Annotated in this window: 30 protein-coding genes and 1 riboswitch; of the genes, 7 read left to right on the top strand and 23 right to left on the bottom strand. The window is 54.9% G+C overall.

What is annotated here, in order from left to right:
• Positions 1-240: 240 nt before the first annotated feature.
• A complete protein-coding gene (locus DI44_RS04965) occupies positions 241-1,077 on the bottom strand; it encodes a biotin/lipoate A/B protein ligase family protein (RefSeq protein WP_020278531.1) in 837 nt (278 codons plus the stop codon).
• A gap of 209 nt (positions 1,078-1,286) precedes the next feature.
• Here DI44_RS04965 and DI44_RS04960 point away from each other — a divergent pair, with 209 nt between their 5' ends.
• A complete protein-coding gene (locus DI44_RS04960; RefSeq protein WP_011231903.1) occupies positions 1,287-1,661 on the top strand; it encodes a rhodanese-like domain-containing protein in 375 nt (124 codons plus the stop codon).
• Between the two features lie 56 nt (positions 1,662-1,717).
• Here the strand turns inward: DI44_RS04960 and DI44_RS04955 are convergent, their stop codons facing one another.
• The 4 genes from DI44_RS04955 to gcvT all read right to left on the bottom strand — a co-directional run bounded on the left by DI44_RS04955 (position 1,718) and on the right by gcvT (position 7,160).
• On the bottom strand, positions 1,718-2,905 hold the full coding sequence (locus DI44_RS04955) for an ROK family protein (RefSeq protein ID WP_014196334.1): 1,188 nt from the start codon (positions 2,903-2,905) through the stop codon (positions 1,718-1,720).
• A 313-nt stretch (positions 2,906-3,218) separates the two neighbouring features.
• On the bottom strand, positions 3,219-4,691 hold the full coding sequence (gene gcvPB, locus DI44_RS04950; protein WP_015375390.1) for an aminomethyl-transferring glycine dehydrogenase subunit GcvPB: 1,473 nt from the start codon (positions 4,689-4,691) through the stop codon (positions 3,219-3,221).
• Positions 4,684-6,030, bottom strand: a complete 1,347-nt coding sequence (gene gcvPA, locus DI44_RS04945) for an aminomethyl-transferring glycine dehydrogenase subunit GcvPA (protein WP_011231906.1) — start codon at positions 6,028-6,030, stop codon at positions 4,684-4,686. Before gcvPA ends, gcvPB begins: the two co-directional genes overlap by 8 nt.
• 35 nt (positions 6,031-6,065) lie before the next feature.
• On the bottom strand, positions 6,066-7,160 hold the full coding sequence (gene gcvT / locus DI44_RS04940) for a glycine cleavage system aminomethyltransferase GcvT (RefSeq protein WP_011231907.1): 1,095 nt from the start codon (positions 7,158-7,160) through the stop codon (positions 6,066-6,068).
• 186 nt (positions 7,161-7,346) lie between these two features.
• Positions 7,347-7,435, bottom strand: a riboswitch (glycine riboswitch).
• A 219-nt stretch (positions 7,436-7,654) separates the two neighbouring features.
• Here gcvT and DI44_RS04935 point away from each other — a divergent pair.
• Positions 7,655-9,319 carry an SNF2-related protein gene (locus tag DI44_RS04935; protein ID WP_014196337.1) on the top strand — a complete coding sequence of 555 codons (1,665 nt, stop codon included), beginning with the start codon at positions 7,655-7,657 and terminating at the stop codon, positions 9,317-9,319.
• Positions 9,306-10,100: a YqhG family protein gene (locus tag DI44_RS04930; protein ID WP_011231909.1), complete on the top strand. Its 795-nt coding sequence runs from the start codon at positions 9,306-9,308 to the stop codon at positions 10,098-10,100. Before DI44_RS04935 ends, DI44_RS04930 begins: the two co-directional genes overlap by 14 nt.
• A gap of 115 nt (positions 10,101-10,215) precedes the next feature.
• Here the strand turns inward: DI44_RS04930 and DI44_RS04925 are convergent, their stop codons facing one another.
• The 8 genes from DI44_RS04925 to comGA form a co-directional block, all read right to left on the bottom strand.
• Complete coding sequence (locus DI44_RS04925) at positions 10,216-10,395, bottom strand: YqzE family protein (RefSeq protein ID WP_011231910.1); 180 nt, start codon at positions 10,393-10,395, stop codon at positions 10,216-10,218.
• Between the two features lie 45 nt (positions 10,396-10,440).
• A complete protein-coding gene (comGG, locus tag DI44_RS04920) occupies positions 10,441-10,830 on the bottom strand; it encodes a competence type IV pilus minor pilin ComGG (RefSeq protein ID WP_011231911.1) in 390 nt (129 codons plus the stop codon).
• A 74-nt stretch (positions 10,831-10,904) separates the two neighbouring features.
• On the bottom strand, positions 10,905-11,351 hold the full coding sequence (gene comGF, locus DI44_RS04915) for a competence type IV pilus minor pilin ComGF (protein WP_021322351.1): 447 nt from the start codon (positions 11,349-11,351) through the stop codon (positions 10,905-10,907).
• Complete coding sequence (locus DI44_RS04910; protein WP_011231913.1) at positions 11,330-11,656, bottom strand: type II secretion system protein; 327 nt, start codon at positions 11,654-11,656, stop codon at positions 11,330-11,332. The genes comGF and DI44_RS04910 overlap by 22 nt, the downstream gene beginning before the upstream one ends.
• Positions 11,640-12,077 carry a competence type IV pilus minor pilin ComGD gene (gene comGD / locus DI44_RS04905; RefSeq protein ID WP_011231914.1) on the bottom strand — a complete coding sequence of 146 codons (438 nt, stop codon included), beginning with the start codon at positions 12,075-12,077 and terminating at the stop codon, positions 11,640-11,642. The genes DI44_RS04910 and comGD overlap by 17 nt, the downstream gene beginning before the upstream one ends.
• Positions 12,067-12,363 carry a competence type IV pilus major pilin ComGC gene (comGC, locus tag DI44_RS04900; RefSeq protein ID WP_011231915.1) on the bottom strand — a complete coding sequence of 99 codons (297 nt, stop codon included), beginning with the start codon at positions 12,361-12,363 and terminating at the stop codon, positions 12,067-12,069. Before comGC ends, comGD begins: the two co-directional genes overlap by 11 nt.
• 202 nt (positions 12,364-12,565) lie before the next feature.
• Entirely contained in the window at positions 12,566-13,594 is a 1,029-nt protein-coding gene (comGB, locus tag DI44_RS04895; RefSeq protein ID WP_021322349.1) for a competence type IV pilus assembly protein ComGB, read from the bottom strand.
• Complete coding sequence (comGA, locus tag DI44_RS04890) at positions 13,591-14,664, bottom strand: competence type IV pilus ATPase ComGA (protein WP_021322348.1); 1,074 nt, start codon at positions 14,662-14,664, stop codon at positions 13,591-13,593. The genes comGB and comGA overlap by 4 nt, the downstream gene beginning before the upstream one ends.
• A gap of 192 nt (positions 14,665-14,856) precedes the next feature.
• Here comGA and DI44_RS04885 point away from each other — a divergent pair, with 192 nt between their 5' ends.
• Positions 14,857-15,555, top strand: a complete 699-nt coding sequence (locus DI44_RS04885) for a helix-turn-helix domain-containing protein (protein WP_011231918.1) — start codon at positions 14,857-14,859, stop codon at positions 15,553-15,555.
• A 158-nt stretch (positions 15,556-15,713) separates the two neighbouring features.
• Entirely contained in the window at positions 15,714-15,956 is a 243-nt protein-coding gene (locus DI44_RS04880) for a DUF2626 family protein (protein ID WP_008879854.1), read from the top strand.
• Positions 15,957-16,039: 83 nt separating this feature from the next.
• Here the strand turns inward: DI44_RS04880 and DI44_RS04875 are convergent, their stop codons facing one another.
• A complete protein-coding gene (locus DI44_RS04875) occupies positions 16,040-17,173 on the bottom strand; it encodes an SAM-dependent methyltransferase (protein WP_020278526.1) in 1,134 nt (377 codons plus the stop codon).
• 321 nt (positions 17,174-17,494) lie between these two features.
• Positions 17,495-18,127, bottom strand: a complete 633-nt coding sequence (locus tag DI44_RS04870; protein ID WP_021322347.1) for an MBL fold metallo-hydrolase — start codon at positions 18,125-18,127, stop codon at positions 17,495-17,497.
• A 169-nt stretch (positions 18,128-18,296) separates the two neighbouring features.
• On the opposite strand from DI44_RS04870, the gene DI44_RS18215 reads away from it, so the two are divergent.
• Entirely contained in the window at positions 18,297-18,473 is a 177-nt protein-coding gene (locus DI44_RS18215; protein ID WP_011231921.1) for a DUF2759 domain-containing protein, read from the top strand.
• A 35-nt stretch (positions 18,474-18,508) separates the two neighbouring features.
• On the opposite strand, the gene DI44_RS04860 is transcribed toward DI44_RS18215, so the two are convergent.
• The 4 genes from DI44_RS04860 to DI44_RS04845 all read right to left on the bottom strand — a co-directional run bounded on the left by DI44_RS04860 (position 18,509) and on the right by DI44_RS04845 (position 22,585).
• Entirely contained in the window at positions 18,509-19,669 is a 1,161-nt protein-coding gene (locus DI44_RS04860; RefSeq protein ID WP_011231922.1) for a M14 family metallocarboxypeptidase, read from the bottom strand.
• A gap of 183 nt (positions 19,670-19,852) precedes the next feature.
• The gene (locus tag DI44_RS04855; protein ID WP_011231923.1) at positions 19,853-20,806 is read right to left on the bottom strand and encodes an ROK family glucokinase; all 954 of its coding nucleotides are present in this window, start codon (positions 20,804-20,806) and stop codon (positions 19,853-19,855) included.
• Positions 20,807-20,813: 7 nt separating this feature from the next.
• Positions 20,814-21,026 (bottom strand): YqgQ family protein, encoded by a 213-nt coding sequence (locus tag DI44_RS04850; RefSeq protein ID WP_011231924.1) that lies wholly within the window; start codon positions 21,024-21,026, stop codon positions 20,814-20,816.
• Positions 21,027-21,121: 95 nt separating this feature from the next.
• Positions 21,122-22,585: a spore germination protein gene (locus DI44_RS04845; protein ID WP_021322345.1), complete on the bottom strand. Its 1,464-nt coding sequence runs from the start codon at positions 22,583-22,585 to the stop codon at positions 21,122-21,124.
• Between the two features lie 125 nt (positions 22,586-22,710).
• Between DI44_RS04845 and DI44_RS04840 the strand changes: the two genes are divergently transcribed.
• On the top strand, positions 22,711-23,574 hold the full coding sequence (locus tag DI44_RS04840; RefSeq protein WP_031206529.1) for a hypothetical protein: 864 nt from the start codon (positions 22,711-22,713) through the stop codon (positions 23,572-23,574).
• Positions 23,575-23,624: 50 nt separating this feature from the next.
• Here DI44_RS04840 and DI44_RS04835 read toward each other — a convergent pair whose 3' ends face one another.
• The 4 genes from DI44_RS04835 to DI44_RS04820 form a co-directional block, all read right to left on the bottom strand.
• Positions 23,625-24,794 carry a rhomboid family intramembrane serine protease gene (locus tag DI44_RS04835; protein ID WP_014196348.1) on the bottom strand — a complete coding sequence of 390 codons (1,170 nt, stop codon included), beginning with the start codon at positions 24,792-24,794 and terminating at the stop codon, positions 23,625-23,627.
• Between the two features lie 165 nt (positions 24,795-24,959).
• Positions 24,960-25,139, bottom strand: a complete 180-nt coding sequence (locus tag DI44_RS04830) for a hypothetical protein (RefSeq protein WP_011231928.1) — start codon at positions 25,137-25,139, stop codon at positions 24,960-24,962.
• Between the two features lie 77 nt (positions 25,140-25,216).
• Positions 25,217-25,990, bottom strand: coding sequence for a DUF92 domain-containing protein (locus DI44_RS04825; protein WP_033025839.1), 774 nt, complete (start codon positions 25,988-25,990; stop codon positions 25,217-25,219).
• Positions 25,980-26,552, bottom strand: a complete 573-nt coding sequence (locus DI44_RS04820; RefSeq protein ID WP_033007314.1) for a 5-formyltetrahydrofolate cyclo-ligase — start codon at positions 26,550-26,552, stop codon at positions 25,980-25,982. The genes DI44_RS04825 and DI44_RS04820 overlap by 11 nt, the downstream gene beginning before the upstream one ends.
• Positions 26,553-26,583: the final 31 nt, after the last annotated feature.

Below are 26,583 nucleotides of genomic sequence, written 5' to 3' on the forward strand. Positions count from 1 at the left end.
TCTTTTATATAATCTCTCATGTTTTTGGCAAAGTTGTCCTGTCTTCTCTACCTTACCATATCAAACAGAAAAAAACAATATATAGTATGATTTTTTATGAAAATCATACTATATATTGTTAAAGAGAACAAATGATTTCATTTTGTCAAGCAAAAAAAAACAAAACACGGCGAAAAGCGGAGAAAAACGGGGGAGTGCCGCTGTTTTTGCCGGAAAACGAACGATTTACCGCGTCGCTGCTCAGCGCTTGAAGTTCCATTCGTCGCTTTCGTATTTCGCCCGCGCCAGCTCTTCAACGTACGCCCGCTCTTCGGCGGTGAGCGTGTACGGTTCCAATACGATGTTCAATCCCTTTTCAAATCCTTTGTAAAACGCCTCTTTCGCTTCCTCGATCGTCACCGTGCGGCTCGTCAACTCATTGATCGCGACTGCCTTCTTTTTAAAATCGCGCTGCAGACGCTCTTTCACCCGCTCGTTTGGATATTTAAACAAGCTGAACAGCAGCTCTTCGTCCAGATCAAGCAAAATCGATCCGTGCTGCAAAATGACGCCTTTTTGCCGCGTTTGCGCGCTGCCGGCGATTTTCCGCCCCTCAACGACAAGCTCGTACCATGACGGCGCGTCAAAACAAACGGCCGAGCGCGGGCTGCGCAAATCTGCCTTCTCTTCTTCCGTTTTCGGCACGGCAAAATACGCATCCAACCCAAGATAGCGAAATCCCTCTAAAATTCCTTGCGAAATGACGCGGTATGCTTCCGTCACCGTCTTCGGCATCGCCGGGTGCGACTCGGAGACGATCACGCTGTATGTCAATTCTTTATCGTGCAGGACGCCGCGCCCGCCGGTCGGCCGACGGACAAAGCCGAGGCCGTGCCGTTTGACCGCCTCTAAATCAATTTCTTTCTCCACTTTTTGAAAATAACCAATCGACAACGTCGGCGGATTCCAGCCATAAAAGCGGATCGTCGGCGGAATTTTGCCTTCGCTGTGCCAATCGAGAAGCGCCTCATCGAGCGCCATATTGAACGCCGGCGGGCAATAGCCGGAATCGATAAAGCGCCATACTTCTTTTGCCATCGTTCCACCTTCTCTATTGTTCCATACTCTAAACGCTGCGGCGGCTTGTCGACCACCGCCAAGGGGCGGGACGCTTTTGGCCGCCTTTATTAGTTTAGCAAACAACGCCGGTGAAGGAAAGAAAAATGGCATCGCGAAAACCTCTTTGCTTCCCGGCGGCGACTTTATATAATAGGAAATAGCAGACGAAGCGAAAGGAGGCATGACGGGTGGAAGCATTGCTCATTATTCTCGGCGCAATCATCGTGTATTCCGTCATTACGTACTTCTGGCAGAAGAGAATTGTCAAAGCATTGACAGAGGAAGAGTTCCGCGCCGGTTATCGAAAAGCGCAACTCGTCGACGTCCGCGAACCGGATGAGTTTGCGGCTGGACATATTTTAGGGGCTCGCAACATCCCGCTCACGCAGCTTCGCATGCGCATGAAAGAATTGCGCAAAGACCAGCCGATCTATTTGTACTGCCAAAACGGACTGCGCAGCGGGCGAGCCGCGCAAATGCTCTACCGAAAAGGATACCGCGACTTGTACCATTTAAAAGGCGGATTTAAAACATGGACCGGGAAAGTGAAGAAAAAAGCGTAGCCCGTTAACCAAAAAGGCGCTCTGCCCAAACAGGCAGGCGCCTCTTTTCGCATGCGCTAGACCGCCGCAAATTCCGGCGGCAGGACGACCGCCTCAAGCACCGAAGCAGCCGCGCCGATGGCGCAGCTTTTCTCTTTCAGCTTGGAGGAGATGATGGACGGCTCGCTTTCTTTTTTGACGAGAATCCGCTTTCTCACTTCTTGGCGCGCCGGACCGATCACATACTCGCCCGCTTGGGCAATCGGACCGCCGATGATGACTGCTTCTGGATTGTACGCATAAATCACCTGCAACAATCCAACGCCGAGATAGCGCCCCGTTTCCTCCAAAATGCGCGCCAGCTGTTCATCGCTTTCTGCTGCCAACGCCATCGCAGCGATGGAAAAGCGTTCATCGAGCCATTCGGAACGCCCTTCTTCAGCCAAACGGCGCTCAATGTATTTTTCCGACGCATACATTTCCCAGCAGCCGATGTTGCCGCAGCTGCAGCGAATGCCGTTGACATCGATCGTATGATGGCCGATTTCACCAGCTAGGCCGCTGACACCCCGATAGAGCTGATGGTGAAGAACGACGCCGGCGCCAATGCCGATTCCGGCGCTGATGTAAACAAAGTGGGCGAACTCGTTGCCGGCGCCGAACCACTTTTCTCCAAGCGCCGCCAGTTTCGCCTCATTCTCGACAATGACAGGACGCTCAGGCCACCGTTGCCGCAAAACAGCCGCCAAGGCGACATCGTCCCAGCGCAAGTTCGGAGCAAACACAACGGTCCCGCTTTCGGTATGGACGACGCCCGGCACGCCGATGCCGATTCCCATCACACCGTACGGTGTCGCCGGCGCCCGGCGGATGGCCGCCTCGATGAGCTCCATCATTTCGCCGATGATCGCCTCCTGCCCTTCAGACGGGCGGAACGAACGCCGTTGCTCCCAAAGAATGTCCGCGTTTAAATTGGTCAACACGGCATACAAATAGTTCACCCCCAGCTCAACGCCGATAAGCGAGCCGGCGTCGGCGTTGAAGCGAAGCATGAGCGGCCGGCGCCCGCCGGTTGACTCGCCGATTCCGCTTTCATGGACGAAATGCTCGGCGATCAGTTCGTCAACAAGCGCGGAGACAGTGGCCTTGTTCAATCCGGTTGTCTTGGCGATATCGGCGCGCGAAATCGGATGCTGGTCGCGAATCAATTTTAAGACGAGCTGTTTATTCATTTTTTTTACAAGAGAAATGTTTCCTGTCCGCACGTCTCTGTCATCCTTTTCATTTGATTGATCGAATGTGTCTTGCGAAAGGGCAGGGGCGCCTCGCTATTATGGCGGTTGCTGCATCCGTCGATTCCTGCCGTGCAGGCTTCTTGGCCATCCGCTTTTTCACTCAAGCCGTCGGGCGCCCGTGCACCGACTGTTAAGGCTAACTTCTCCATATGGACACATGCTTTTTCTTTCTTGATCTTAGTTTATATAATAAACTAATTCAACGTTTTTGTCAATGGCTCATCCGGCGTACAAAGAAACGGCCCGCTCCGTTAGGGAGCGAGCGCTCATCAATGCTCAAACGTCAGTTGTCGCTATGTTTTGGTTTTTGATAGCGCAAAATCGGCTTGCGCGCTGCGGTCGTTTCATCAAGTCGCTTCACAACGGTCGTATGCGGCGCTTCTTGAACGATTTCCGGATTTTCCTCCGCCTCTTTGGCAATTTGGATCATGGCGTCAATAAACGCGTCAAGCGTCTCTTTCGACTCCGTCTCCGTCGGCTCAATCATCATGCACTCTTCGACGATGAGCGGGAAGTAAATCGTCGGCGGATGGAAGCCGAAATCAAGCAGCCGTTTGGCGATGTCGAGCGTTCTGACGCCGAGTTTCTTTTGCCGGCGTCCCGACAGGACGAACTCGTGCTTGCAATGGCGGTCGTACGGCAAATCGTAATAGTCGGCAAGCCTCCGCATCATATAGTTGGCGTTTAACACGGCGTACTCGCTCACCGCTTTTAAGCCGTCCGGCCCCATCGAGCGGATGTACGTGTACGCCCGGACGTTGATGCCGAAATTGCCGTAAAACGGCTTGACGCGGCCGATCGACTGCGGGCGGTCGTCATCGAGATAATAGCCGTTTTCTCCTTTTTCGATGACCGGCTTCGGCAAAAACGGAACGAGGTCGGCTTTCACCCCGACCGGGCCTGAGCCTGGGCCTCCGCCGCCGTGCGGGCCGGTGAACGTTTTATGCAAGTTCAAATGAACGACGTCAAAGCCCATGTCCCCCGGGCGCGCCTTGCCAAGAATGGCGTTTAAATTCGCCCCGTCATAATACAGCTTGCCGCCGGCTGCGTGGACGATTTCAGCCACTTCGACGATCTGCTCTTCAAACAGCCCGAGCGTATTCGGATTCGTGAGCATAAGCGCCGCTGTATCCGGACCGACGACGCGCTTTAAGTCCTCTAAATCAACAAGTCCATCGGCGGTCGATTTGACCGTCACCGTCTCAAAACCGGCGACCGTTGCCGACGCCGGGTTCGTCCCGTGCGCTGAATCCGGGACGATCACTTTCGTCCGGTTGAAGTCGCCGTTTGCTTCATGGTAAGCGCGGATCATCATCAGCCCGGTCCACTCGCCGTGGGCGCCGGCCGCCGGCTGCAAGGTGACCGCATCCATGCCCGTGATTTCTTTTAAATGCTCTTGCAAGTCGTACATCAACTCAAGAGCCCCTTGCACCGTTTTCTCTGGCTGAAGCGGATGAATGTGGGCAAACCCGGCGAGGCGGGCGACGTTTTCATTGATTTTCGGATTGTATTTCATCGTGCACGACCCGAGCGGGTAAAAACCGGAATCGACGCCGTGGTTTCGTTTCGAGAGCGCCGTATAATGGCGCATTAAGTCAAGCTCCGACACTTCCGGGAGCTCCGGCTCTTCAGTGCGAAGATAATCGGCCGGCACGAGCTCGCTGACATCGACAGCCGGCACGTCAAGCGCTGGCAGGCTGTAGGCGATGCGCCCCGGCTTGCTTCGTTCGAAAATAAGCGGTTGATCGTTACGCATGGCCATCCCCCAATTCATTGACAAACCGATCGATTTCTTCTTTTGTCCGCAGTTCGGTGACAGCAACAAGCATATGACCGGCAAGCTCCGGATAGTCAGCCCCAAGGTCATAGCCGCCGATGATTCCTTTTTCGAGCAGGCGATCGTTCACATCAGAAACCGGCCGTCCAAGCCGGATGACGAACTCGTTGAAAAACGGGCCGGCAAACGGCGACGACAGTCCGCGCTTTTCAAGTTCCACCTTCGCATAATGCGCTTTTTGAATATTCATCGCCGCCATTTCTTTCACGCCCCGCTTGCCAAGCGCCGACAGCGCAACGGAAGCGGCCAAGGCGTTTAACGCTTGATTGGAGCAAATGTTGGATGTCGCCTTATCGCGGCGGATGTGCTGTTCGCGCGCTTGAAGCGTCAAGACAAACCCGCGGCGCCCGTCCTCATCGGTCGTCTGCCCGACAAGACGGCCTGGAATTTTGCGCATGAGCGGCGCTTTGACAGCGAAATAGCCGCAATGCGGGCCGCCAAATTGCGTCGGGATGCCAAATGGCTGCATGTCGCCGACCACAATGTCGGCGCCAAACGCTCCGGGTGGAGTCAACACACCAAGCGCCAATGGGTTGCTGGCGACGACAAACAAACTTTTCTTTTCATGCGCAAGCGGCGCGATCGCTTTCAGCGGCTCGATTTGACCAAAAAAGTTCGGGTATTGGACGACAACGCACGCCACATCATCCCCCATTTCCGCTTCAAGCGCCTTAAGATCGGTGATGCCGCCGTCATACGGAATTTCTTTCACTTCGAGCTTCTGTCCTTTGGCGTACGTGCGCACGACTTCCCGATATTGCGGATGAACGGCGGTCGAGATGAGCACTTTCTTCCGCTTCGTATGCGCGGCGCTAAGAAGCACCGCTTCGGCAAGCGCCGTGCCGCCGTCGTACATCGACGAGTTGGCGACATCCATGCCGGTCAACTCGCACACCATTGTTTGAAACTCAAAAATCGCCTGCAGCTCGCCTTGGGAAATTTCCGGTTGATACGGCGTATAGGCCGTATAAAATTCAGAGCGCGACAGGACATGGTCGACGACAGCCGGAATATAATGGTCGTACACCCCGGCTCCTAAAAAGGAAACGTATTGTTTTACGCTGGCGTTTTTTTCCGCTAAGGCCGCAAGCTCTTTCCACAGCTCTGGCTCGGATTTGGCCGGTTTCACCTTCAGCTCGCCGCGGAAGCGGACTTGTTCTGGAATATCGGCAAACAAGTCGTCAATCGAGGCGACGCCGATCGTCTTCAGCATCTCCTGTTTGTCTTCTTCCGTCATCGGCAAATAACGATGGAGCACTGCGTTTTTCCCCTTTCCTTGTCGCTTTGGAATCGTCACTTGGCCCGCCTGTAAAACGGAATCGGCACGATGTTCGCTTTCAGCCGCTTGCCGCGGATGTCCACCTCCACCTCCCGGCCGATGGCAGCCACATCCGCTTTCACCAAGGCCAAGCCGATGTTTTTCTTCAGCGTCGGCGACTGCGTGCCGGTCGTGACGAACCCGACCTCTTCGCCGTCGGCAAATACAAGGTATCCGTGGCGCGGAATGCCTCTGTCGATCATTTCAATGCCGACGAGCCGGCGCGGCGGCCCTTCCTCTTTTTGCCGTTTCAATACAGCTTGGCCGATAAACGGCGTCTCTTTTTCCGTTTTGACGGCAAAACCAAGCCCGGCTTCAACTGGTGAAATCGAGTCGGACAGCTCTTGACCGTAAAGCGGCAGGCATGCTTCAAAGCGGAGCGTATCGCGCGCCCCCAGTCCGCATGGGAGAACGCTGTCACGAGCTCCGGCCGCTAGGATCGCCTCCCATAGCGCGGCGGCGTCTTCCGCTTTACAATATAGCTCAAACCCGTCTTCCCCCGTATAGCCGGTGCGCGAAACGAGCGCCTTCACGCCCGAGACTTCGACGCCGTCGGCGAATGAAAACGGGCGCAGCGCCGCCAAATCAAAATCCGTCAATCGCTGCAAGACGCGCTCCGCTGCCGGCCCTTGCAAGGCAAGCTGAGCCGTTTCGGACGATACATCTTGAAGCTCGACGTCGCCCTCAACATGCCCGCTTAGCCAAGCGAAGTCTTTTTCCGTATTCGCTGCGTTGACGACCAGCAAGTAGTCATTCTCTCCTTTTTGATAGATGAGCAAATCATCGACTGTGCCGCCGTCCTCATAGCACATGAGCGTATATTGCGCCCGGCCGGGCCGCAGTTTGGCGACGTCATTGGTCATGAGCTTTTGCAAAAACGCGAGGCTCCCACGGCCGCGGACGACAATTTCCCCCATATGGGAGACGTCAAACAGCCCGGCGCGCGTTCTTACAGCCTCATGTTCTTCCTTGATGCTGGAAAACTGCACCGGCATTTCCCAGCCGCCAAATTCAATCGTTTTGGCGCCGCAACGGGCGTACACCGAGAATAGGGGCGTGCGCTTTAGCATCTGATTCCCTCCTTTGATCCACGTCACACAAAAAAGGACAGACTTCCCCTATCAACAAGTAAGGGGGCTCTGTCCTGGCACCTGAAAGTTTCCCGCCGGCCCGTTTGGCGCGTCCGTTCGCGGTCCATGGGGCCGATCGGTTTCCTCTTGGGTGGCCTGCGTGAACGCAGGCGCTCTCCAGAGCTGCGTCAAGCAAGAGTCTTTTTGCCTGAGAGATTCGCGTTTCCGCTTGCTCCTTCGGCGCTACATTCCGTAGTCTCTCCCCTTGCCGTCATCCGCCCATCAATAAATTGTTTCCATATCGGGCATACTAACAAACACCCTGATCAACGAGTCATGAGAATGTTCTAAATTTATACTACCATCAATCACAGTCAAAGGGCAATAGGAAATAATCGAACTTTCATGGCAATTAGTCATAATAATGTTCTTGTTTTCATCAACATACCACATGCAATCTATATAAACATTCGCAACAAGGGAAGGGGATCGCCATGAACATTGACCTTGAAATGGATGAAACATGGAAGGAGGAATTTTTGGCACGCATCGAAAAAGACGGTCCGTGGGCGAGCTGGGAAATGTACGAACTGGCTCTTGAGGCCGCCCATCATTTAAGCGTCCCAGAATTTAATGGCTTGCAGGCGCCCAAACACCTGCCCCACTTGACGATCCTTCCGCACCAGCTTGAAGTGGCGCGCCGCGTCGTCGAGGAGATGAACGGCAAAGCCATTTTGGCGGATGAAGTCGGGCTTGGAAAAACGATCGAGGCCGGGCTCGTCTTAAAAGAATATATGATTCGCGGCCTTGTGAAAAAAGCGCTGATTCTCGTTCCCGCCTCCCTTGTTTCGCAATGGGTGAGAGAGTTGAACGAAAAATTTTTCATCCCGGCCGTCCAGCAGAAAAAGAGCTACGTCTGGGAGCAGTGCGATATCGTCGTTTCCTCGATCGACACGGCGAAAAAACCGCCGCACCGTGACATCATCTACGGGCAGTCGTACGACATGATCATCATCGACGAGGCGCACAAACTGAAAAATAACAAAACGAAAAACTACGAGTTTGTGCAAAATTTAAAAAAGAAGTTTTGTTTGCTCCTGACAGCGACGCCGATCCAAAACCGGATCGAAGAAATTTTCAACCTCGTCTCGCTGTTGAAACCCGGCCATTTAGGCAGCTCGGAACAGTTTGCCAAAACGTACGGAAAAACGCGGGCCGTACAGACGAACGACCATTTAAAAGCGCTCGTCAACAAAGTGATGATCCGCAACCGCCGCGCCGATACGCCGATCGAATGGGCGAAGCGCCACGTTGAACCGGTGCTGATCGAGTTTACGAATGAGGAGCGGGAACTGTATGAAGCGGTCAAGGCGCTCCGCCGCGAATCGTTCGCCGGCTCGTTTTCGCTCATCACGCTTCTTCGTGAGGCGTGCAGCAGCCGCGAGGCGCTGTTTCTCACGATCAAAAACATGATCGATAAATGCAGCGGAGCGGTTCCGGAGCCGCTTGAACGCGTATTGGAAAAAATCAACGCCGTCACGACGAACTCAAAGGCGGAAAAAGCGCTCGAGCTTATCCGTTCCATTCATGACAAAGTCATTATTTTCACGGAATACCGGGCGACGCAGCTTTACTTGCAATGGTTTTTAAAGCAGCACGGCATCTCGTCCGTTCCGTTTCGCGGCGGCTTCCGGCGCGGCAAAAAAGACTGGATGCAGGAACTGTTTAAACACCACGCCCAAGTGTTCATCGCCACCGAGGCGGGCGGCGAGGGCATCAACTTGCAGTTTTGCCGCTATGTCATCAACTACGACTTGCCGTGGAACCCGATGCGCCTTGAGCAGCGAATCGGCCGCGTCCACCGGCTCGGGCAGACGGATGACGTCTACATTTATAACTTCGCTGTCAAACAGACGGTCGAAGAACATATTTTAACGCTTCTGTACGAAAAAATCCGCCTGTTCGAACGAGTCGTCGGCGAGCTGGACGACATTTTGGCGAAAATGAACCTCGCCAACCTGGAGCGCTACTTCGAAGACGCCTTCGTTCATTCACGAAGCGAAGGGGAGATGAAAATCAAAATGGAAAACATCGTCGCGATGATCGAGCTGGCGGAGCAGCTTGGAAAGGAAGGAGGAGAGCGGCATGCAGCAACATGAAATCCGCCGCTTTGTCGAACGCTATTTTGCGGCCAACGGCTGCACGTTTGTGGAAGCAAGCGACGACTACCTCACCGTGCAGCTGACGGCAGAAATGGACAAAGAACTGATGAATCGGCCGTTTTACTGGCATTATATTGAACGGACAGGCGGCGTGCCGCAGCCGATGCGACTGACGCTCATCACCCGCGCGAGCGAGCGGACGGACAAACTCAAAGGCGAGCGCCTCCATTTCGGCGCTCCCCGGCTGCACCAGCTGTTCCGCTCAGCGCAAAAACGCGGCAGCTTCATCCGCCTGTATGAGGAGCCAAGCGCGCCTTTGGACGGCAACGCCGCCCTCCATCCATGGCTCGGCATGAACGTCACGATTTCGTACGAATGCGACCGAAAAAAAGATGAAATCGTCTCCCTTGGCCTTCATCTCATTAGCGGAACGATCGTCGAGTCGTTTCATGAGCGGATGCGCGAGCGACGGCTGACGCCGAAAATCCCTGATTACTGTTTCACCATCTCCCCGCTCATTAAACCGAGAAGCGGCATCGGCCGTCTCGAGCAATACATACGCAGCCGCATCGCCGCCGACAACCATGCGTGGGCGGATGAGGCGCGCCGACGCTGGGCCGACGATTTGGCGTTGCTTGATGAATTTTACAAAGACTGCGAAGAAAAGCCGGAGTGCTATTATATTGAGAAGGAAGCGTTGGAAAAGCAGTACAAGCCGCGCATCACCGTTTCCGTCATCAACGGCGGACTGTTTTATTTGCTGCCCCGCTCATCGTGAATCAACCCCGGGATGGGTCCATCCGGCTCACAGCGCTCAAACCGACGAACTCCCTTCCGTCGGCACGAAAACCGCCCGCCGGCCTAGGCCAGCGGGCGGCTGCTACGGGCGGCTGCTACGGGCGGCGCCGAAACAGCAAGCGAAGCGAAAGCGGCACCATGCCAAACAAGCGGTATGAAAGCGGAAGCTGCTCTTGTTTCCGCACCTGACGCCGCTGCCTCCGCTCCTCTTTCGGCAAGTCCATGTAGGCGACAAATTGTTGGGTGACAAACTTGACATAATCGTTGACCGCCATCAAATCCCCCCTTTTTTCTTTTAGTTTTTCCGCTTCTTTCCTCTTTTAACCGTTTTGCTCGCTCCATTCGACAATATGAAGCGCCGGAAGCGTGACAGTAAACATGACAGCGCGCCTCAGCCCAGAGGCTGAACGGATGGACAAAGAAACCCGAACGTGCGCTGCATCTTCCCGCACCCACCGGTAGACGGCCCTTCCGCGCGGATAGGTCCATTCCCCAGCCTCTCCCGCGGTCGACGGATCGGCTGATGCGATGCGTTCTTTTACGTCAAACACGGCCATCTGCACAAGCTCGTCCGCCTCGGCTGCCTGCCGGGCCGCATAAGCCGCCTGTCGTTCCGCTTCATAGAGGAGCAAGACATGCGTGACAGAAAAGACAAGCAACAAAGAAACGACAGCCACAATCGGAAAAATGACACCATCTTGTCGACCCATTTCCCCTTCCCTCGTTTTTCCAGTCTAAAAGGGGGAAGCGGCGGTCAAGGGGGTCTCACCGTACAAGCCGCCCGCTAAAACGCCCGCGCCACAAACGCCTCGCAAACGGTGCCGTCATCAGCCGTCACTTGCAAAAATATCCCGCGGGTGCCGGCGCGGTACGAAACAGCGCGCACATGACGGAGCGCCGTTTCATTGCCAGCGCCGTCCACCTGGCGGATCAGTTGGGCTCTTGACGCAACAACAGAAAAACTGACCGTCTCACCGCTCCATTTTTGCAAATAGAGGACATGGCCCCCAGTCGACCACTGCCTCGTTTCATTCAGCTCGATTTGCAGCTGTTGCAAAAACAGCCGCCATTCCAATCGGGAAAACGCGTCCGTCGGCTCCGGAGCCAGCAAGCGGACGGACAACAACGCCGGAACGACCGCCGCCACCGCCATCGCAGCCGCCAGCGCCAACAGCGCTTCGATCATCGTAAACCCGTTTTCTTTTGCCGCTACCGCTTGCCATACCCGCACCGCTCCATCTCGCGGCCGACGTAATCGTTCCAACGCACGCATACTTTCCACATTCGTCCCCCTTCATCGCTCGCTTGCAGCCGAAATACTGTACGCCCGTCGGCGATCATGGTTTCTCCGGCAAGCGGCTCCTCATACAACGCGATGGCCAACAGCCGGCGCGCTTTCTCCTCGAGAATGAAGCTGTTGCGCTCATGCGCCATTTGCATCAACAGTGGAAGAAGAACGGCCGCTGTCGTCCATAGCAGCGCCAAAGCGAACAATGCTTCAACAAGCAAAAATCCGCCGCTACATTTTTTGCACATAAAATCGCCCTTTCCCCAGCAAAAAGGTGACTTTATAAGTTATTTGGCCACCCCCTATCCAAATAGTTCCAGCCCGTTCAATGTTGCCGTTGTCAGTAAAGATGAGCGGATTGCGCAGCGTGCCGAGCCGAAACCGCCACGGAGAAGGGAGCGAACGAGCGACAATCTGCCGGCCGCTCGTTGCATCAATCGCCTTGTACCCAGCGCCGCCGTCTGTAAAAAAAACCGCTACATTCACCCGCCGGGCGATGGCATGCTGCTGCGCGCCATACAAATCCGCGCGCAGCACAGCCAGCATATACATCTCCTCTTGATGGCGCACAGCGCCGCCAAGCGTCGGAACAGCCAGCGCGGCAAGCACCAGCACCACCGAGAAAACGATCAGCATCTCAAGCAGCGTAAACCCGCCGTTACGAGCCACTTTCACTCACATCGCCGTTCGCGCTGATTTGGATCGCATGACCGTTCGGACATTTGTCCGACTTGATATAGCGGCCAGCGAGCAATTCCTGCACCGTCGGAATTTTGTTATGCTCCATCTCATACGCTTTCACCTGCGCTTGCACGGTGTTCAAAAACGCCTCGCATCCTTTCGAATTGATCATGCTGTTGTGCTTTGTCATATTCGGAATGGCAATCAGCAGCAGGACAGAAATCACCATCATAACGATCAACATTTCGATCAATGTGAATCCCTTTTGATTCATTGTCATTCCTCCTCGCATACGAAATTTCAGAAAGAGCGCTTAGCGAATGGCCGGTTCAGTTCGATCCGTTCCTTGACCATCGAGTCTGTTCATTGATTGGGCCTTGGGAGGAGGGGCGCGTCCCTCTCTCAAGGAACCAACATATCAAGATTGAGCATCTTGTTCCTACAGAGCCGTCCCATCCTTGTTAAACGGAAGTTATTTACAGTTCATTCAACATAGAAAACATCGGCAACAAAATCGCCAAATACATGCCGACGACAAACGAGCCAACCACCGCCAACAAAAGCGGCTGCATGCATTTTAAGACCGACTCGATTCGTTGTTCCATCACCTGCAGCAAAAACTCGCTGTAATGTTCAAGTTCTTTGCCAAGCTCGCCGTTCGACTGGCCGTGGCGGATGACAAGCGCCAGCTCTTGTTCGTAATAGCGGGCGGCGCCGATTAATCTGTCAAGCGCCATCCCTTTCATCAACCCGTGGCGAAGGCGCCGGCCTTCCATTTGCAAAAATGGCCAGGACGACGGCTCGCTGAACACGCCGAGCGCATCATAAACCGACAACCCGGCCTGCAGCAAGCGCCCGAGCTGTCGGGCAGTCAGGCAGGTGAGGAACAGTCTCAGAAACGAAGCAAGCCCTGGAATTCGCAAGGCGAATTGAAGTTTTCGGGAGACCGGCCAGCGGCGGAAATAAGCGGTGTAAAACAGCCCGGAGAACACCGCCAAGACGGCGATGGCCGCCATCGCCATAGGGGCATGGGCGACCACCGCAAGCAGCCAAGCGGTGTGCCCGCGTTGTGGAGAAAACGCCGCCGCCGCCCGTTCAAACTGCGGCAGCAGCCACCATTCCATCAAGACGAGCATGATGATGAGCAAAGAAAGAAGGAACAGCGGATAGCGGCTGAAGCGGTGAAGCTGCTCGTAGAAGCGCGCTTTTTGCGCCAGCGCTTCCCCTGTCTCTGCCATGCCGCGCGGTAAATCGCCATGCCGTTCGGCAAAAAAGAGAAGGTTAACCGCCATGCGGTCGACCGACAGCGCTTCGACAGCCGCAAACAGCGGCAGCCCGGCGCGCAGCTGCTGCAGACAGCGTTCCACTTCCATCCGGTGGTGTGTGGGAGCCTGAATGGCCAAAAACTCAAGCGCTTGCCCAAGGGGGTAACCGCGCTCGAGCAACCGGCCGAGCCGAGTGAAAAACAACGCCTGTTCAGCGAGCGGCCACATTTTGCGTTTCATCTTTCTCCCCCTCCGACGAGCTCAAGCATGCGAACGGGCAGGTAGCCGAGCGCAATCCCCTTGCGGATCAAGCGCGCCAGCGTCATATAAGAGCGCTTTGGCTTCCCTCTCCCATTGGAGAGGGAACGAATCACGTCCTCCAGCGCTGAACCGCAAAGCAACTCATAAACAGCCGTGCGCCGGCGTCGTCCAAGACGGCCGCACGATGGATGGCAATCGTCGCCGCACAGCGGGCAGCAAAGCTCGACAAGCCGCTGGGCAGAGACGGCAAGCAGCGTCTCGGCCAAATCGCCGAGCGGAATGCCGAATTCATGCAGCCGGTAGACGGCGCCGACTGCATCGGCGGCGTGCATCGTCGAGACGACCAAATGGCCGCTCAACGCTGAACGGATGGCAATGGCCGCCGTATCATGATCGCGGATCTCGCCGACCATCAACACATCCGGGTCATGGCGCAGCGCCGCTTTTAACCCGGCGGCGTATGTGATGCCTGCTTTTTCATTGATTTGCACTTGCAACAATCGTTCGTTCTGTTTTTCGATCGGATCTTCAAGCGTGATGATGTTGCGTTGCCTTTCAGCTTGGCAAAGATCAAGAAGGGTGTAGAGGGTCGTCGTTTTTCCCGACCCCGTCGGGCCGGTCAACAGCACAAGCCCTTGCGGATGCTGCATGAAGGAAAATAATCGTGCGGTGGAGCGGAAGAATAAAGATAGTTCGCGAAGCGGCAGCGAGAGGCGCTGCGGCAGAAGCCGAATGACGAGGCTTTCATCGTAGAGCGTCGGCAATGTCGATAAACGCAAATACACCGTTTCCCCAAACTCAGCCACTTCCATGGCGCCGCTTTGCGGACGGCGTCGTTCCCCGATGTCCATGCCGGCTAAAAATTTAAAGTGGGCGATGAGACGTTCCGCCGTTTCCTTCGAAAGCACGCCAACGTCGACAAGCATGCCATCAAGCCGAAGACGAACAGCGGCATCGCGGCGGCGCGGAACGAGGTGAAGATCCGAGGCGCGGCGCTGCACCGCTTCGGCGAGAAGGCGGTTTGCCGTTTGTTCGATCTCGTTCAGCACATATTCCCTCCTTTCGACAGACTGCTTTGTATTTCGACGAGCATGAGTCGTTATCCTGCTTTTGGCGCAGCTTTTTTGTGAAATTTTTTTGAATGTCAGTCCACTCACTGCCAATAGTGACAAAAATCATTCCTCGCTTTGGACGATTTCATTATAATAACCATATCAATGATTCATTTAGGAGGGAAACCAATGGAACAAACGCTGAAAATCACAAGCGTATTGTCTGACCCGACAAGATTTCATATTTATGAATATATGGCAAAAGTGCATCGCGAAGTTTCTGTTCAAGAAATCGCAGAAAAATTTCATATCCATCCAAACGTTGCCCGCTTGCATTTAACGAAGCTTGAAGACGTTCGCATGGTCGTATCGGATACGCAAAAAACGGGAAAAGGCGGGCGGCCGAGCCGGCTGTACCGCCTGTCCGACGAAGTGATCGGGCTGTATTTTCCGTTCCGCGATTATCAACTCCTCGCCCGCATCGCCATTCAAACGATGGCCAAACTCGGTCCCATTGGAAGCGAGGCGTTGCGTGAAACAGGAAAGCGGTTCGGCCGTGAGCTCATCGCCAGCCGTTTGCCGCATAACGGCACAGCGAGCGCGCTCACCATGGCGGACAAAATCGCCATAATGGAAGAGGCGGCCGAAGCGGCTGGATTTTTGCCGCAATTGCACTATGATGAAGAAAAAGGAGTGCTATACCTCGATATTTTCAACTGCCCGTTCAAAGAAATCGCCGCGCAAGCACCTGATACCGTCTGCGGCATGCACCACGCTTTTTTGGAGGGAATGGTCGAGACGCTGTTTGCCGGTGCTGAAGTAACGGAAACGGAAAATATGATGGAAGGCAGCCACCGCTGCGCCTACCGCACCATCATCCGTCCGTGACAGCGTCCCTCCTTCCTTCTTTTTTGTCTGAAGCAAGCAACGGCCGGCATTGGCATCATTTCTTACCACTTGTCCGAAAGCGTTATTTACATTCCCAATCATTGTACATTATAATAAGTAAGGACCAATGGTTTGCACAAACAAAGGAGGGATACATAATGGACCGCATGTTCCGCGTGCTCGCCTTTTGGACCGGCATTTTTGCTGTCATGTTTTACCTTGGCCATATGCATACGACGTCGCTCATCTTCTTTGGCCAAACCGTATTTTTCCTGTTCCTCGGCTTTTTAAAGCTGACCGAGAGAATGTACATTTACATTTTCGGGGCATATTTGACGATTTTCTTCGCGGCATTTACGTATTGGACGACTTTTATGATGGTGCCCGGCATGGGTGAATAAAAAACAGGCAGAACCTCCTGCCTGTTTTTTTGCCGCTTTGACCGGAACCCCTTTTCTCCATTGCAGATAGGCGAAGGAAGCCGTTAATCGGCCGGCAAAAACTCGGGCGCTGGCCAAAAGTCTCGCGCGGGGAGACTCATTCCTTTCTGCAAAATAAGCACGTCAAAAAAGCGGCTGACGCCATCGTCGGCGATCAGCGCGCGGATCATTCGATTTTGGCGGCTTGCCGGCGAAAAGAAATCGCCGCCTTCTGAAACGTTCCATTCATGCAAAAGGCCGGCCGCGAGCAAAAACCGATCTTGGCGAACGAACGCCACTTCCTCCCACCCAGCCTGACGGGCGTACAAGCGAAGCGCATCCCATTGTACATGGCTCGTCAAGTCCATCTCCCCCGGATGGCGAAGCGGGTCGGCAACAAGCTGATGGCGGAAATATCCGCGCAAGCTTCCATGCCGCCGTGCCGGGGCGCGCAACTGTTCGTCCGTATAGCCATAGTCGACCGTCACCATCACCGCCTGATGAAACAGCGGCCCAACCTCGAGCCAAAACGCCTTCATCGCGAGAGGCACCTCAAGCCTTTGCCCTTCAGCAAGATCCAATCCGCGCTCATGTAAATAGCGGACAATAGCGGGACGGCAAAGCGGCGCCTTTTCTTCAACGAGCCGGCCATCGCGGGCGGCGACAAAACATTCGTGCAAAACGCCGCCTTCCTTTACAATGACGTGAACGGGAAACGCATCAAAAAATTCGTTGCTAAACACAATGCCGGAAAACGGCCCACGCTCGGCCAGCCAGCGAGAGACATCGTCATATTGCTCCACCTTCTCGGCTGCGGGTTGAAGCGTTTCGCGCTGGCGCCGGCGGTGGAACGGGCTTTGGTCGATGATCGTATACGACAAGCGGTCGTATGTATGTGGACTTTTTTTCTTCCATTCTTCCAATACCGAAAGCGCCAATCTTCCGTCTCCGCCCCCCCACTCGCAAACAGCGGGCGGCAGGCCGCTCTGTTCCACCATCCGAACCCAAAGCGAAGCAAGCGCTTTGCCAAACACCGGCGCGAATGAGCTGTTCGTAAAAAAATCGCCTTCCTTGCCGATTTTCGCCCGCTCTCGCATATAGTAGCCGAATCGTTCGTCGTAAAGAACCATCTGCATGTAATCGGCGTACGACACCCGCCCACCCGGCGCTGCGGCAATCTGTTCATACAATCGACCCATCACCATTTCTCTACCCCGTCTTCATCATCATTCCGAAAGAAGCTCCCGCCTCAAGCAAAGTGAAGTGGGAGTCGTTCACTTTTTTACTGTTGACATAGTGAAAATAATCATATATTGTTATAGTAGCAGCTTAACTATATCCCCTCCCATTATTGTGGATAGAACATCCCCCAAAAACCCTTCTTGGCGCGGCTAAGAAGGGTTTTTTTGTGTGTTCCGGCGCCAGGAGGCCTTCCGTTGCGCTTTTCCTTGCCCAAAGGAGCCGCCTGCGTTTGCCCGAGGGAATTGCTTGTGTGAAGCCGACGTAGACGGCTTTTTTTCTTACGAAAACCCATGCAAAAACGGATTTGTATCCATCTCCGCGGCGATCGTCGTCTCTGGCCCATGGCCTGAAAGAACGATCGTTTCCTCCGGCAGCGTAAGCAGTTCGTCATGAATGCTTTTCAACAGCTGCTGATGGTTGCCGCCTGGCAAATCCGTGCGTCCGATGCTGCCGGCAAACAGCGCATCGCCGGAAAACACAATATTGGCTTGTTTGCAATAATACGAGACGCTGCCCGGGGAATGACCCGGCGTTTCGCGGACATCCAACGCAAACGGACCAATGTTCATCATCGTCGGCCCTTTCAGGCATGTCGGTTCGCAGCGGACAGCGACCGGACCGCCGAAATAAAGCGAGCCATTCAATGCCGGATCTTGCAGCCATTGTTTTTCCTTTTCGTGCACATACACTGGAATGTCCCAGCGGGCAAGCACGTCCGGGATGCCGCCAATATGGTCAAAATGCGCATGCGTCAGCAAAATCGCCAACGGGGTCAGCCCTTTTTCCTCGATCCGGCGGACGAGCGCCGCGCCTTCCGCGCCGGGGTCAACGATCAGGCATTGTCGATCTGCAGACGACAACAAGTAAGCGTTGGCCTGAATCGGGCCGACAGGGATGCGCGTCCATTCCATGGCCATCTCCTCCTTTCCTTGACATGTCCAATATTTAACTTTATTTTACTGCTTTTTTTCAAGCGATGGAAGAGAAAAGAGAAAGGGACCTCGACAAATGGAGGAAAAAAGATTACAATGAAAAAGAATGGACACGTTTGTACATACTGTTTCATGAGGGGGTAAAACGATGGGTACGGTCATTATTTTTGCACTTGTGACGTTGCTTGCCCTTTATGGAATGCTCCGTACATTGCGCGAGAAAAACGTGCTCGGATTTTTGTTTGGACTTGCCACTACCGCCGTATTCGGCTGGTTTACCATCATGACCATTTTACATCATGGCATTCCAACCGGCACGCACTGAAAACGCAAGAGGCGAATCATGCCTCTTGCGTTTTTTTATGCCATTTTGAGCGCTGCTAAAAACAGGCCGAGGCTGTCGCGGTATATTCGCGCAAACTGCGAGAGCGGCAATGGATTGACACCCTCGCCGAGCTCCACCGTGTAACCGCGCCGTCTCCACGTTTGAATGAACCAATCGCGGTAGCCGGCATGGCTGTCAATGTAGCGAACAGCCTGGTAGCCGCTTGCTTCAGCCATCGCCTGAACCGTTGCCTTCGCCTCCGGCGGCTCGAACCCTTCATATCCCCAATAAATTTCCTTGCCTTGTGTATGAAACGCGACGACCATCGCAAAATCGCCCGACTCGGCGAGCTCCGCCATCGCTTTCGCCTCCGGCTCCGTAAGTGGGGCGAATCCTGGAAAATCACGCGGTGCCGGCGCTTTCGGCGGTTTGCGGGCCTGTTCTATTTCCCAGTTAGCTGGGAATTGATTGTTTAAATCAACGCCGCGGATGTTCGCTTTCCATTGCGAAAAGTCGAGCGATCCACCGTTGATGCAGACGACTTCGCTCCGATGCGGCTCTTCTTCCGGCGGGCCGTTCAGCACAAGGTTGACGCCGTCGGGATTGACCATCGGCACAACGGAAAGAGTCACTTTACGGTAATAATCAAGCACCCGATGGCCAGCAAGCTCGTCATCGTTAACCAACGCCCTCGCGTACTCGTCGATGAGCGCCATGATTACGGCCGTCGTGATCCACTCATTCGCGTGGAATGATCCGTTCATATGCACGCGCACCGGCCCGCGGCCGATTTGCAGTTCAACGAGCGGCAAGCCGAGAACGCTATGGCCGATCGTCCGCTGGCGCACAAACGGATAGCGACAGACGAGGGCGGTGATATCCTCCATCAAAGCGGCAAAATCGTACGGACGGACGCTGCGGACGACCGGGGACGAAATCCGCTTCGGCAGCGGCGCTGTTCCGTTGATGACCGCCATCGCCCCCGGCAGCCGCCGCAGCACCTCCGTCGGCAGCGATAGGCGGTCAGCGAGCGCTTCCCACGTATCGATCGGCGCGTATCCCGGGATGGCAACGGTCTGCCCAGGGCGCAATCCCTCTTCCACATGCGGATTCGAATCGATGATCAGTTCAGTCGGCACCGAAAACCATCGTCCATATGTTTCAAACGTATCGCCGGGCCATGCTTGAAGGTGCATGCGCCGTCTCCCCTTCCCATTTCTTTACCTTAACATATGTCGGCAGACGGCAAAAAATGAGCGCCTGGCAGGCGGCAGTGCACGAATGTTCGCAAACATCTCCTTCTTTAAAGTTCGTTCCAATCTCATATCATCCAACAATAAGAAAAGGCGCCCCAACCTTTTTGGGACACCTTCCGTTGTTTACGCGCCGACAAGCTCTTTCGCCAGCCAGGCGGCGCCGATGACGCCGGCATCGTTGCCAAGCGTCGCTAAAACAAGCTTCGCCCCAGCGGCGACGCGCGGGAACGCGAAGCGGCGGAAATGGGCGGCCACGCGCTCGACAAGCATGTCACCCGCCTTGGACACGCCGCCGCCGATCACGATTTTCTCCGGGTTCGTCACATTGGCGGCATTCGCCAACGCCCAACCAAGATAGTACGTTGCTTCATCGACCACTTCCAATGCCAGCGCATCGCCCGCTTTGGCGGCGTCAAACACCGCTTTGGCCGTCACATCCCCGTTGCGAAGCTCACTCGGACGCTCATCTGCGGTCAATTTCTCCTTGGCGATCCGCACGATGCCGGTGGCGGACGCAATCGTTTCCAAACATCCGGTTTTGCCGCAGTTGCAACGGGCGCCGCCATCAGGGATCATCGTCATATGTCCGATCTCTCCGCCGGCGCCGTTTATGCCGCGCACAATGGCTCCGTTGGCAATCACACCGCCGCCAACGCCGGTGCCAAGCGTCACAAACAACAAATGGCGCGCTCCTCCCCCTGCTCCTTTCCACATTTCGCCAAGCGCGGCGAGATTGGCGTCATTATCGACCGAAACGGGCAGCCCCGTCGCCTCTTCCAGCCGTTGCTTCAATGGATAATTCGTCCACCCTATATTGACCGTCTCATACAACATGCCGGTTTCCTCTTCGACCGGTCCGGGGGCGCCGATGCCGGCGGCAAGCAGCCTCTCTTTCGCTCCGCCGAGCTGGGCGAGCGTCTTTTCAAGCGATCGGGCAATGTCAGCGACGATATGCTCACCGCGATTGGCGGTGTTCGTCGGAATTTCCCATTTGTGCACGATGTCACCCTCGGTGGTGACAAACGCCATTTTGATTGTCGTGCCCCCGAGGTCAATGCCTACCAACCATGGTTCCATTGCATCCTCATCCTTTTTTCATCCGTTTTTCCCGCTCCATTTGCGCTTCCTGCCGCAAAATAAACAAAGCGGCTTGCAGCTGTTTCGCATCGATCAGCTGGGACTGGTACAGCTCTTTCACTTCCTCTTCCATCAGCTCCAGATCAGCGAGCCGGTCGCCCACGTAAATGATCGTGCCAAACCGTTTCAACAGCTGCTGAACATCGTATACCGTCTTCATCATCATTCATGCTCCTTTTTTCCTCTTTTAATGTAGCGGCAAACGGCCGCGGCCGTCAAGACAAAAAACGCAGGCGCTAAAAATCAGCACCTGCGTCAGCGGTCAGGGTCGCGCGGGTGAAGAATCGCCGGTCGCCGGTTTTTGAGCGGCATCGGCGACCGGATGAGCACGTCGCGCATCGCTCGGTAGGAGAACGGGATGAACGGCCATAAGTACGGAACGCCAAATGACGTCATCCGCGCCAAGGCAAGAATCCAAACGGTGATGCCGATGACATAACCGTACAGGCCGAACAGGCCCGACAAAATGAGCAAGGCAATGCGGACGAGCCGGTTCGCCAAACTCATTTCATAGCTGGGCGTCGCAAACGTACCGATGGCCGTAACGGAAAAATACAAAATCACTTCATTGGAAAAGAGTCCAACTTCCACCGCGATGCCGCCGATCATAAGCGCGGCGACGAGGCCGAGCGCGGTCGCCAGCGAAGACGGTGTATGAATGGCGGCCATTCGCAGCATATCCATCCCGATTTCAATCATCAAAATTTGTGCAAACAGCGGAATGTCTCCCAATTTGGCCTTTCCCAAAAACTGGAGTGGATCCGGCAGCAGTTCCGGCTCGATCATGAGCAAATACCAAAGCGGCAGCAAAAACACCGACGCCCAAACGGCCAGAAAGCGGACGAGCCGCAAATACGCCCCGACGATCGGCTTATTCCGGTACTCTTCAGCGTGCTGCAAATGATGCCAAAACGTTGCCGGGGTAATAATGACACTTGGCGATCCATCGACGATCACAAGCACATGGCCTTCATACAAATGGGCCGCTGCCGTATCAGGGCGTTCCGTATAGCGGACAACCGGGTACGGATTCCAATGCCGTCCGGAAATAAACTCTTCCACCGTTTTCTCAGCCATAACCAGCCCGTCTGTGTCAATGGCGGTAATCGATTCCCGAACGCGGCGAACGAGTTCTGGGTCGGCTATTTCCTCGATATAGCAAATGCAAATATCGGTCTTCGAGCGCCGCGCCACCTGCACGTACTCCATGCGCAAGGAAGGGTCGCGGACGCGGCGGCGGATGAGCGCGGTGTTAAAGACGATCGTCTCGACAAAACCGTCGCGCGCCCCGCGTACGACCCGTTCCGTATCCGGCTCTTGCGGCCCGCGCACCGGATACGTGCGGGCGTCAATCAAAATGATCCGCTCAACGCCGTCAACGACTAATGCCGTCGGCCCAGCAAGCACCATCGCGACCGCTTCTTCCAAGTCGTCTGTCTGTCCGATCTCGACGTACGGAAGATATTTTTTCAGGAGCTTCTCAAGCGGGTGAACGTCCAGTTCGTGTTCCTCAAGCCGGGACAAATATCTCATCAAATAATGCAAAATATCGTCTTTGACAAATCCGTCAATCATAAACAACGCCATCGCCCGGCCGCCATATTCGACGTCAAGGCGAATGACATCGAAGCTCTTCCCGACTCCAAGCCGTTCGGCTAAATAGGATGCATTGTCATGAAGGCGACGGGACGCCAGGCGTTTGGGCATCTGTTTCTCCATCGTCATCCCCCTGCATCGTTTGCACTGTATACTCCCCATCATAGACAAGCATGAGGAAATTCATACATAAATGTTCCTTGCAATGCATATATTGGTGAAAACCTTGTCCAATCCGGGAGGATGTCATGAAACGATGGATGATCCCCTTCATGGCGCTTGCTTTTTTCCTTGCCGCCGCGCTCGCCTCGCTGTGGGAGCACGATCAGACCGCTGAAACGATCAAGTTTTTCCTGCTTGATCGCGAAGCGGCGTTCATCGAAGCGAAAACATCGCTTGCGCTTGAGGGCGGCAATGAACCCGGACGCTACGCGCTCCGCTGGTCAGCCGCCTCCATTTTAAACCGCCGCGCCTATTTGCGTCAGGACGTCTCGTTGTTGTTTGCCGATGGCCGCTTGGCCGATGTGCTGTCGAAATGGAAAACGAACACGGATGCCATCGACATGGAAAAGAAGGTCCGGATGCGGGACAGCCGCTTTTTTCAAGCCGTCTCGTTCCATCACGGCGAGCTGCATACAGGAGAGAACATCACAAGCAGCCAAACGATGTCAAGCAGCTATTTGTACGTCATTGACTCACCGTACCATCCGCGCGCATCGTTCCGGCGGCCAAGAACAGATGACGAGCGCGAATGGCAGCGCGTCTTGAACAAAGCCACGAATGAATTTCTTCGTCATAAAGCGGACGAGCTGCTCACCCACTTTTCTTTGTCAAAGAAAGATTATTACGCCCTTTATTTGCCGGAGCTCGTCGCCTACACGGAACAACCGTTGCCGGGGTTGTCAACGGCAAAAACGCAAACCGTCATCGGCCGTCTTTGGGAAGGATTGTACAAGTCGTACATCCTTGGCATAAAAAAAGAGGATGGATCCATCCTCTCGCCAATCGGCAGCACGATGCCGCTCATTCTCATTCGCAAAGATTACAGTAGGCTCTTCGTTCTCATTGAAGCGAAAACCGGGGAAAAAGTGATGCTCGTGCAACTTCTTTAACACATTTCGAAAAGAGGCCTCCCACTTCAAACAAAGCGAAGTGGGGGCGTTTACCGAAATCCGATCCATAAGCCAGCGGCGACAAGCAACGCCGCCACCGCCAACGCTCCCGCCTGCCGCCCTAAAGCGGTGTGTTTTGGCAAATGAACGACGCCAGCCGCCAAAAAACCGCCAACCAGTCCGCCGATATGGCCGGCGTTGTCGATGCCGGGAACAAGCAGGCCAAACAACAGGTTGACGATGATTAAACTGATGACGTTCATCCCCATCGTTCGAAAAAATAAATGCCGGTAGACAGTGCCGAAGTAAAGAAGAGCCCCGAACAGCCCGAAAATGGCTCCCGACGCCCCGGCCGATAATGATGGTGTAAACAAAAAACTCGCCAGCGCTCCGAAAAATCCAGCCGTTACGTAAATGAACAAAAAGCGAAGCGAGCCGTACAGCCGCTCAACCGTGATCCCTAAATAATACAAGGCGAGCGTGTTGGTCAGCAGATGCAAAAAACCAATATGCAAAAACATTGGCGTCAACAGCCGCCACCATTCTCCCGCCTCAATGAGCGGATTGAATTTGGCGCCGTAGTGGATCAACACATCCGGATTCGTGCTCCCGCCGCTCCATTCGAGAACCAAAAACATCGCAACCTGCACGACGATGAACAGCCGGGTGAACATCGGCTTGCCATACTCAAAAATGCGCCGTTCCTCCTCACGGCGGCGCCGCCATTCGCGGACCACCTCGCGCTTTAAGCGCTCGGCGGCAGCAAACGGATCGGACGTTTCCACAGGCGGCTCAAAACGGAGCGCAACACCCGTCATCTCCGCAAGCCGCGGCAGCACGTCCCCCATATTGCCGCTGTGAAGGAGGAGCGTATGAAGCACGCCATCGGACACTCCAGAGAGCGGCAACGGCTCGGCGACAAGAAATTCCCAATCGTCAACCGGCGGATACACCATCACATAAACATTGATGACCCGGCCCGCTTTGCTGAAATTCCATCCCCTCATTTGCTGAACGAATTGCCATGTATATTCCATATCAAGGCGCAACGATCGGCTCCAATCAAAATCAGCGCGCACGAGGCGGATGAGTGTTGGGCGACGCCAATGGTTTGATTCCAGCCATACTTCATCGGCCTGCTCAGACATCCGTACGATGCGGTAGCCGCCGCGAGACAAACGCTGAACAAGCTGCCAAAACAGTACATCCATCGTTCCCATCACGTTCTCCTCTCCCTTTCCCTGGCGAGGCCAAGTCCGACAAACAGCAACAAAGCCAACTCATCGACCGTCCGGCAAACCGGAGCGAATGGGCCGGCGGGCGCCGGCCGCGGCGGCCGGTTTTTTCATAACCGACTTCTTCAAAAATGATTCACCGCTATTGCATCATGGACGCAACATTTGCGAAACAAGAGCGTTGCGCACAGGAGGAATGTGGAGCGCAAATCGGACAAGTTGCTTTCGCAACGACGGAACGCGCAATGCGAAGGCGGCCATTCGGTAGCGATAGCGGTAAGCAAGACATCCAGCGGCAACGACAAGCAGCGGGTACGACCATTTATTCATCGTTGTTCCTCCTTCATCATATGACATGCTCGTTATTCTTTTTCCCTTTTTCTCTCCAAATATGAAGCGGGGCGCGTCTAACGCGCCAGCACGAAGGCGGCCAGCACCGCAAAGATGACCGAAAGAACGTTCACCGCATCATTGTCAAGCCACCGCCAGCCTTTCATATGAATGGTCGCCTGCCCGCAATGCCATTTCCGCTCAGTCGTCGCCCCGCATGCCGGACAGCGGTAAGCCGCTTGCCAAGCCGCGCCAAGCCACGTATCGAACCAGCTGCCGAGCCAACCGAAAAAGGCAAGAGTAAAAACGGGTCGGACGTCGAGAAAAAACACGCCAACAGCCGCAATAAACAGTGCGCCGGCAAACGAAGCAGCCGTGCCAAGGAGCGTCACAGCTCCTGAGGTGCCGGCTTCCACCGGCCGAAAGCTCGGCCAAACCCGAGGCGGCCACGGGCTTAAAGAACCGATTTCAGATGCCCACGTATCAGCGTTCGCTGCAGCGACGGCGACAACAAACAGATCATCCCAAATCGGGTCGGGACGGACAACGGCCAATAGCGCCAACACGGCCGGCACCCCGCCATTGGCCAGCACTTGGATGGCATCGCGCCGCCCGCCTTTCGCCAATTTTTCAGACAGTTTTGCCTTGCGTTGCCTTCCGATGTGGCTAAAGAAGCTGGAGCTGACAAAAAAGCAGCCTAACACCCATATTCCGCCCCATGAAAAGCCGCATCCAACCGCTGCGCCGATGACAACGGTTGCCGCCGCTCCTGATATGGACAACAAGCGCAACAACCACCCGCCGCCGGCGGCGAGGGCAGAGACCGCGATATACCACCATTCATCGCTCACAGTGAAGAACTCCTTGATCAGTAATAATGAATTTCACCGGCACATCATGCTCCTCGGCCGGAATGTCGTCCATCACTTGAAAGGAGTAAGCCAGCGCTGCCGTCACCGCCGAAGCTCCCGGCAAATATCGGTCGTAATACCCGCCGCCATAGCCGATCCGGTAGCCGGTTTTGGCAAAACAGACCCCCGGGACAATGATGAGATCAAACTCATCGCGGTCGATCGGCGTTGTTTGTTTTTCAATCGGCTCAAACAATCCGGCGTACGCTTTTTCGAGCTGGGCAAACGACTCAAGCCGCCGAAAGGACATCGTTTTCGCCCTTGGATCGCATTTCGGGACGCCGATCGTTTTTCCTTCCCGCCACGCCTGTTCAATGATCGGCAAGGTGTTGACTTCCGTCTCTCTCGACACCGTCATGGCGATCGTCCGCGCCGTTTGCCATAATGGCCACCGATATAAATGAGCGGCGATTTGCCGATCGTACATCTCTTTTTCTGCCGCTTTAAGCTGCCGAAGCTGATTCAACATGCGCTGGCGCCATTCCTGTTTGCCGTCCATCATCTTCCCCTTCCTCCCATAAAGATAAAAAGCA

It is taken from the genome of Geobacillus sp. CAMR5420 (assembly GCF_000691465.1).
GTDB classification, from domain to species: Bacteria; Bacillota; Bacilli; order Bacillales; family Anoxybacillaceae; genus Geobacillus; species Geobacillus thermoleovorans.

Coding starts and splice junctions, on each gene's coding strand:
- DI44_RS04965 (WP_020278531.1), bottom strand. CDS start 1,077: ATGGCAAAAGAAGTATGGCGCTTTATCGATTCCGGCTATTGCCCGCCG.
- gcvPB (WP_015375390.1), bottom strand. CDS start 4,691: ATGCGTAACGATCAACCGCTTATTTTCGAACGAAGCAAGCCGGGGCGC.
- gcvT (WP_011231907.1), bottom strand. CDS start 7,160: ATGCTAAAGCGCACGCCCCTATTCTCGGTGTACGCCCGTTGCGGCGCC.
- DI44_RS04935 (WP_014196337.1), top strand. CDS start 7,655: ATGAACATTGACCTTGAAATGGATGAAACATGGAAGGAGGAATTTTTG.
- DI44_RS04930 (WP_011231909.1), top strand. CDS start 9,306: ATGCAGCAACATGAAATCCGCCGCTTTGTCGAACGCTATTTTGCGGCC.
- DI44_RS04925 (WP_011231910.1), bottom strand. CDS start 10,395: ATGGCGGTCAACGATTATGTCAAGTTTGTCACCCAACAATTTGTCGCC.
- comGG (WP_011231911.1), bottom strand. CDS start 10,830: ATGGGTCGACAAGATGGTGTCATTTTTCCGATTGTGGCTGTCGTTTCT.
- DI44_RS04910 (WP_011231913.1), bottom strand. CDS start 11,656: ATGTGCAAAAAATGTAGCGGCGGATTTTTGCTTGTTGAAGCATTGTTC.
- comGC (WP_011231915.1), bottom strand. CDS start 12,363: ATGAATCAAAAGGGATTCACATTGATCGAAATGTTGATCGTTATGATG.
- comGB (WP_021322349.1), bottom strand. CDS start 13,594: ATGAAACGCAAAATGTGGCCGCTCGCTGAACAGGCGTTGTTTTTCACT.
- DI44_RS04885 (WP_011231918.1), top strand. CDS start 14,857: ATGGAACAAACGCTGAAAATCACAAGCGTATTGTCTGACCCGACAAGA.
- DI44_RS04880 (WP_008879854.1), top strand. CDS start 15,714: ATGGACCGCATGTTCCGCGTGCTCGCCTTTTGGACCGGCATTTTTGCT.
- DI44_RS04875 (WP_020278526.1), bottom strand. CDS start 17,173: ATGGGTCGATTGTATGAACAGATTGCCGCAGCGCCGGGTGGGCGGGTG.
- DI44_RS04870 (WP_021322347.1), bottom strand. CDS start 18,127: ATGGAATGGACGCGCATCCCTGTCGGCCCGATTCAGGCCAACGCTTAC.
- DI44_RS18215 (WP_011231921.1), top strand. CDS start 18,297: ATGGGTACGGTCATTATTTTTGCACTTGTGACGTTGCTTGCCCTTTAT.
- DI44_RS04860 (WP_011231922.1), bottom strand. CDS start 19,669: ATGCACCTTCAAGCATGGCCCGGCGATACGTTTGAAACATATGGACGA.
- DI44_RS04855 (WP_011231923.1), bottom strand. CDS start 20,806: ATGGAACCATGGTTGGTAGGCATTGACCTCGGGGGCACGACAATCAAA.
- DI44_RS04850 (WP_011231924.1), bottom strand. CDS start 21,026: ATGAAGACGGTATACGATGTTCAGCAGCTGTTGAAACGGTTTGGCACG.
- DI44_RS04845 (WP_021322345.1), bottom strand. CDS start 22,585: ATGGAGAAACAGATGCCCAAACGCCTGGCGTCCCGTCGCCTTCATGAC.
- DI44_RS04840 (WP_031206529.1), top strand. CDS start 22,711: ATGAAACGATGGATGATCCCCTTCATGGCGCTTGCTTTTTTCCTTGCC.
- DI44_RS04835 (WP_014196348.1), bottom strand. CDS start 24,794: ATGGGAACGATGGATGTACTGTTTTGGCAGCTTGTTCAGCGTTTGTCT.
- DI44_RS04830 (WP_011231928.1), bottom strand. CDS start 25,139: ATGAATAAATGGTCGTACCCGCTGCTTGTCGTTGCCGCTGGATGTCTT.
- DI44_RS04820 (WP_033007314.1), bottom strand. CDS start 26,552: ATGATGGACGGCAAACAGGAATGGCGCCAGCGCATGTTGAATCAGCTT.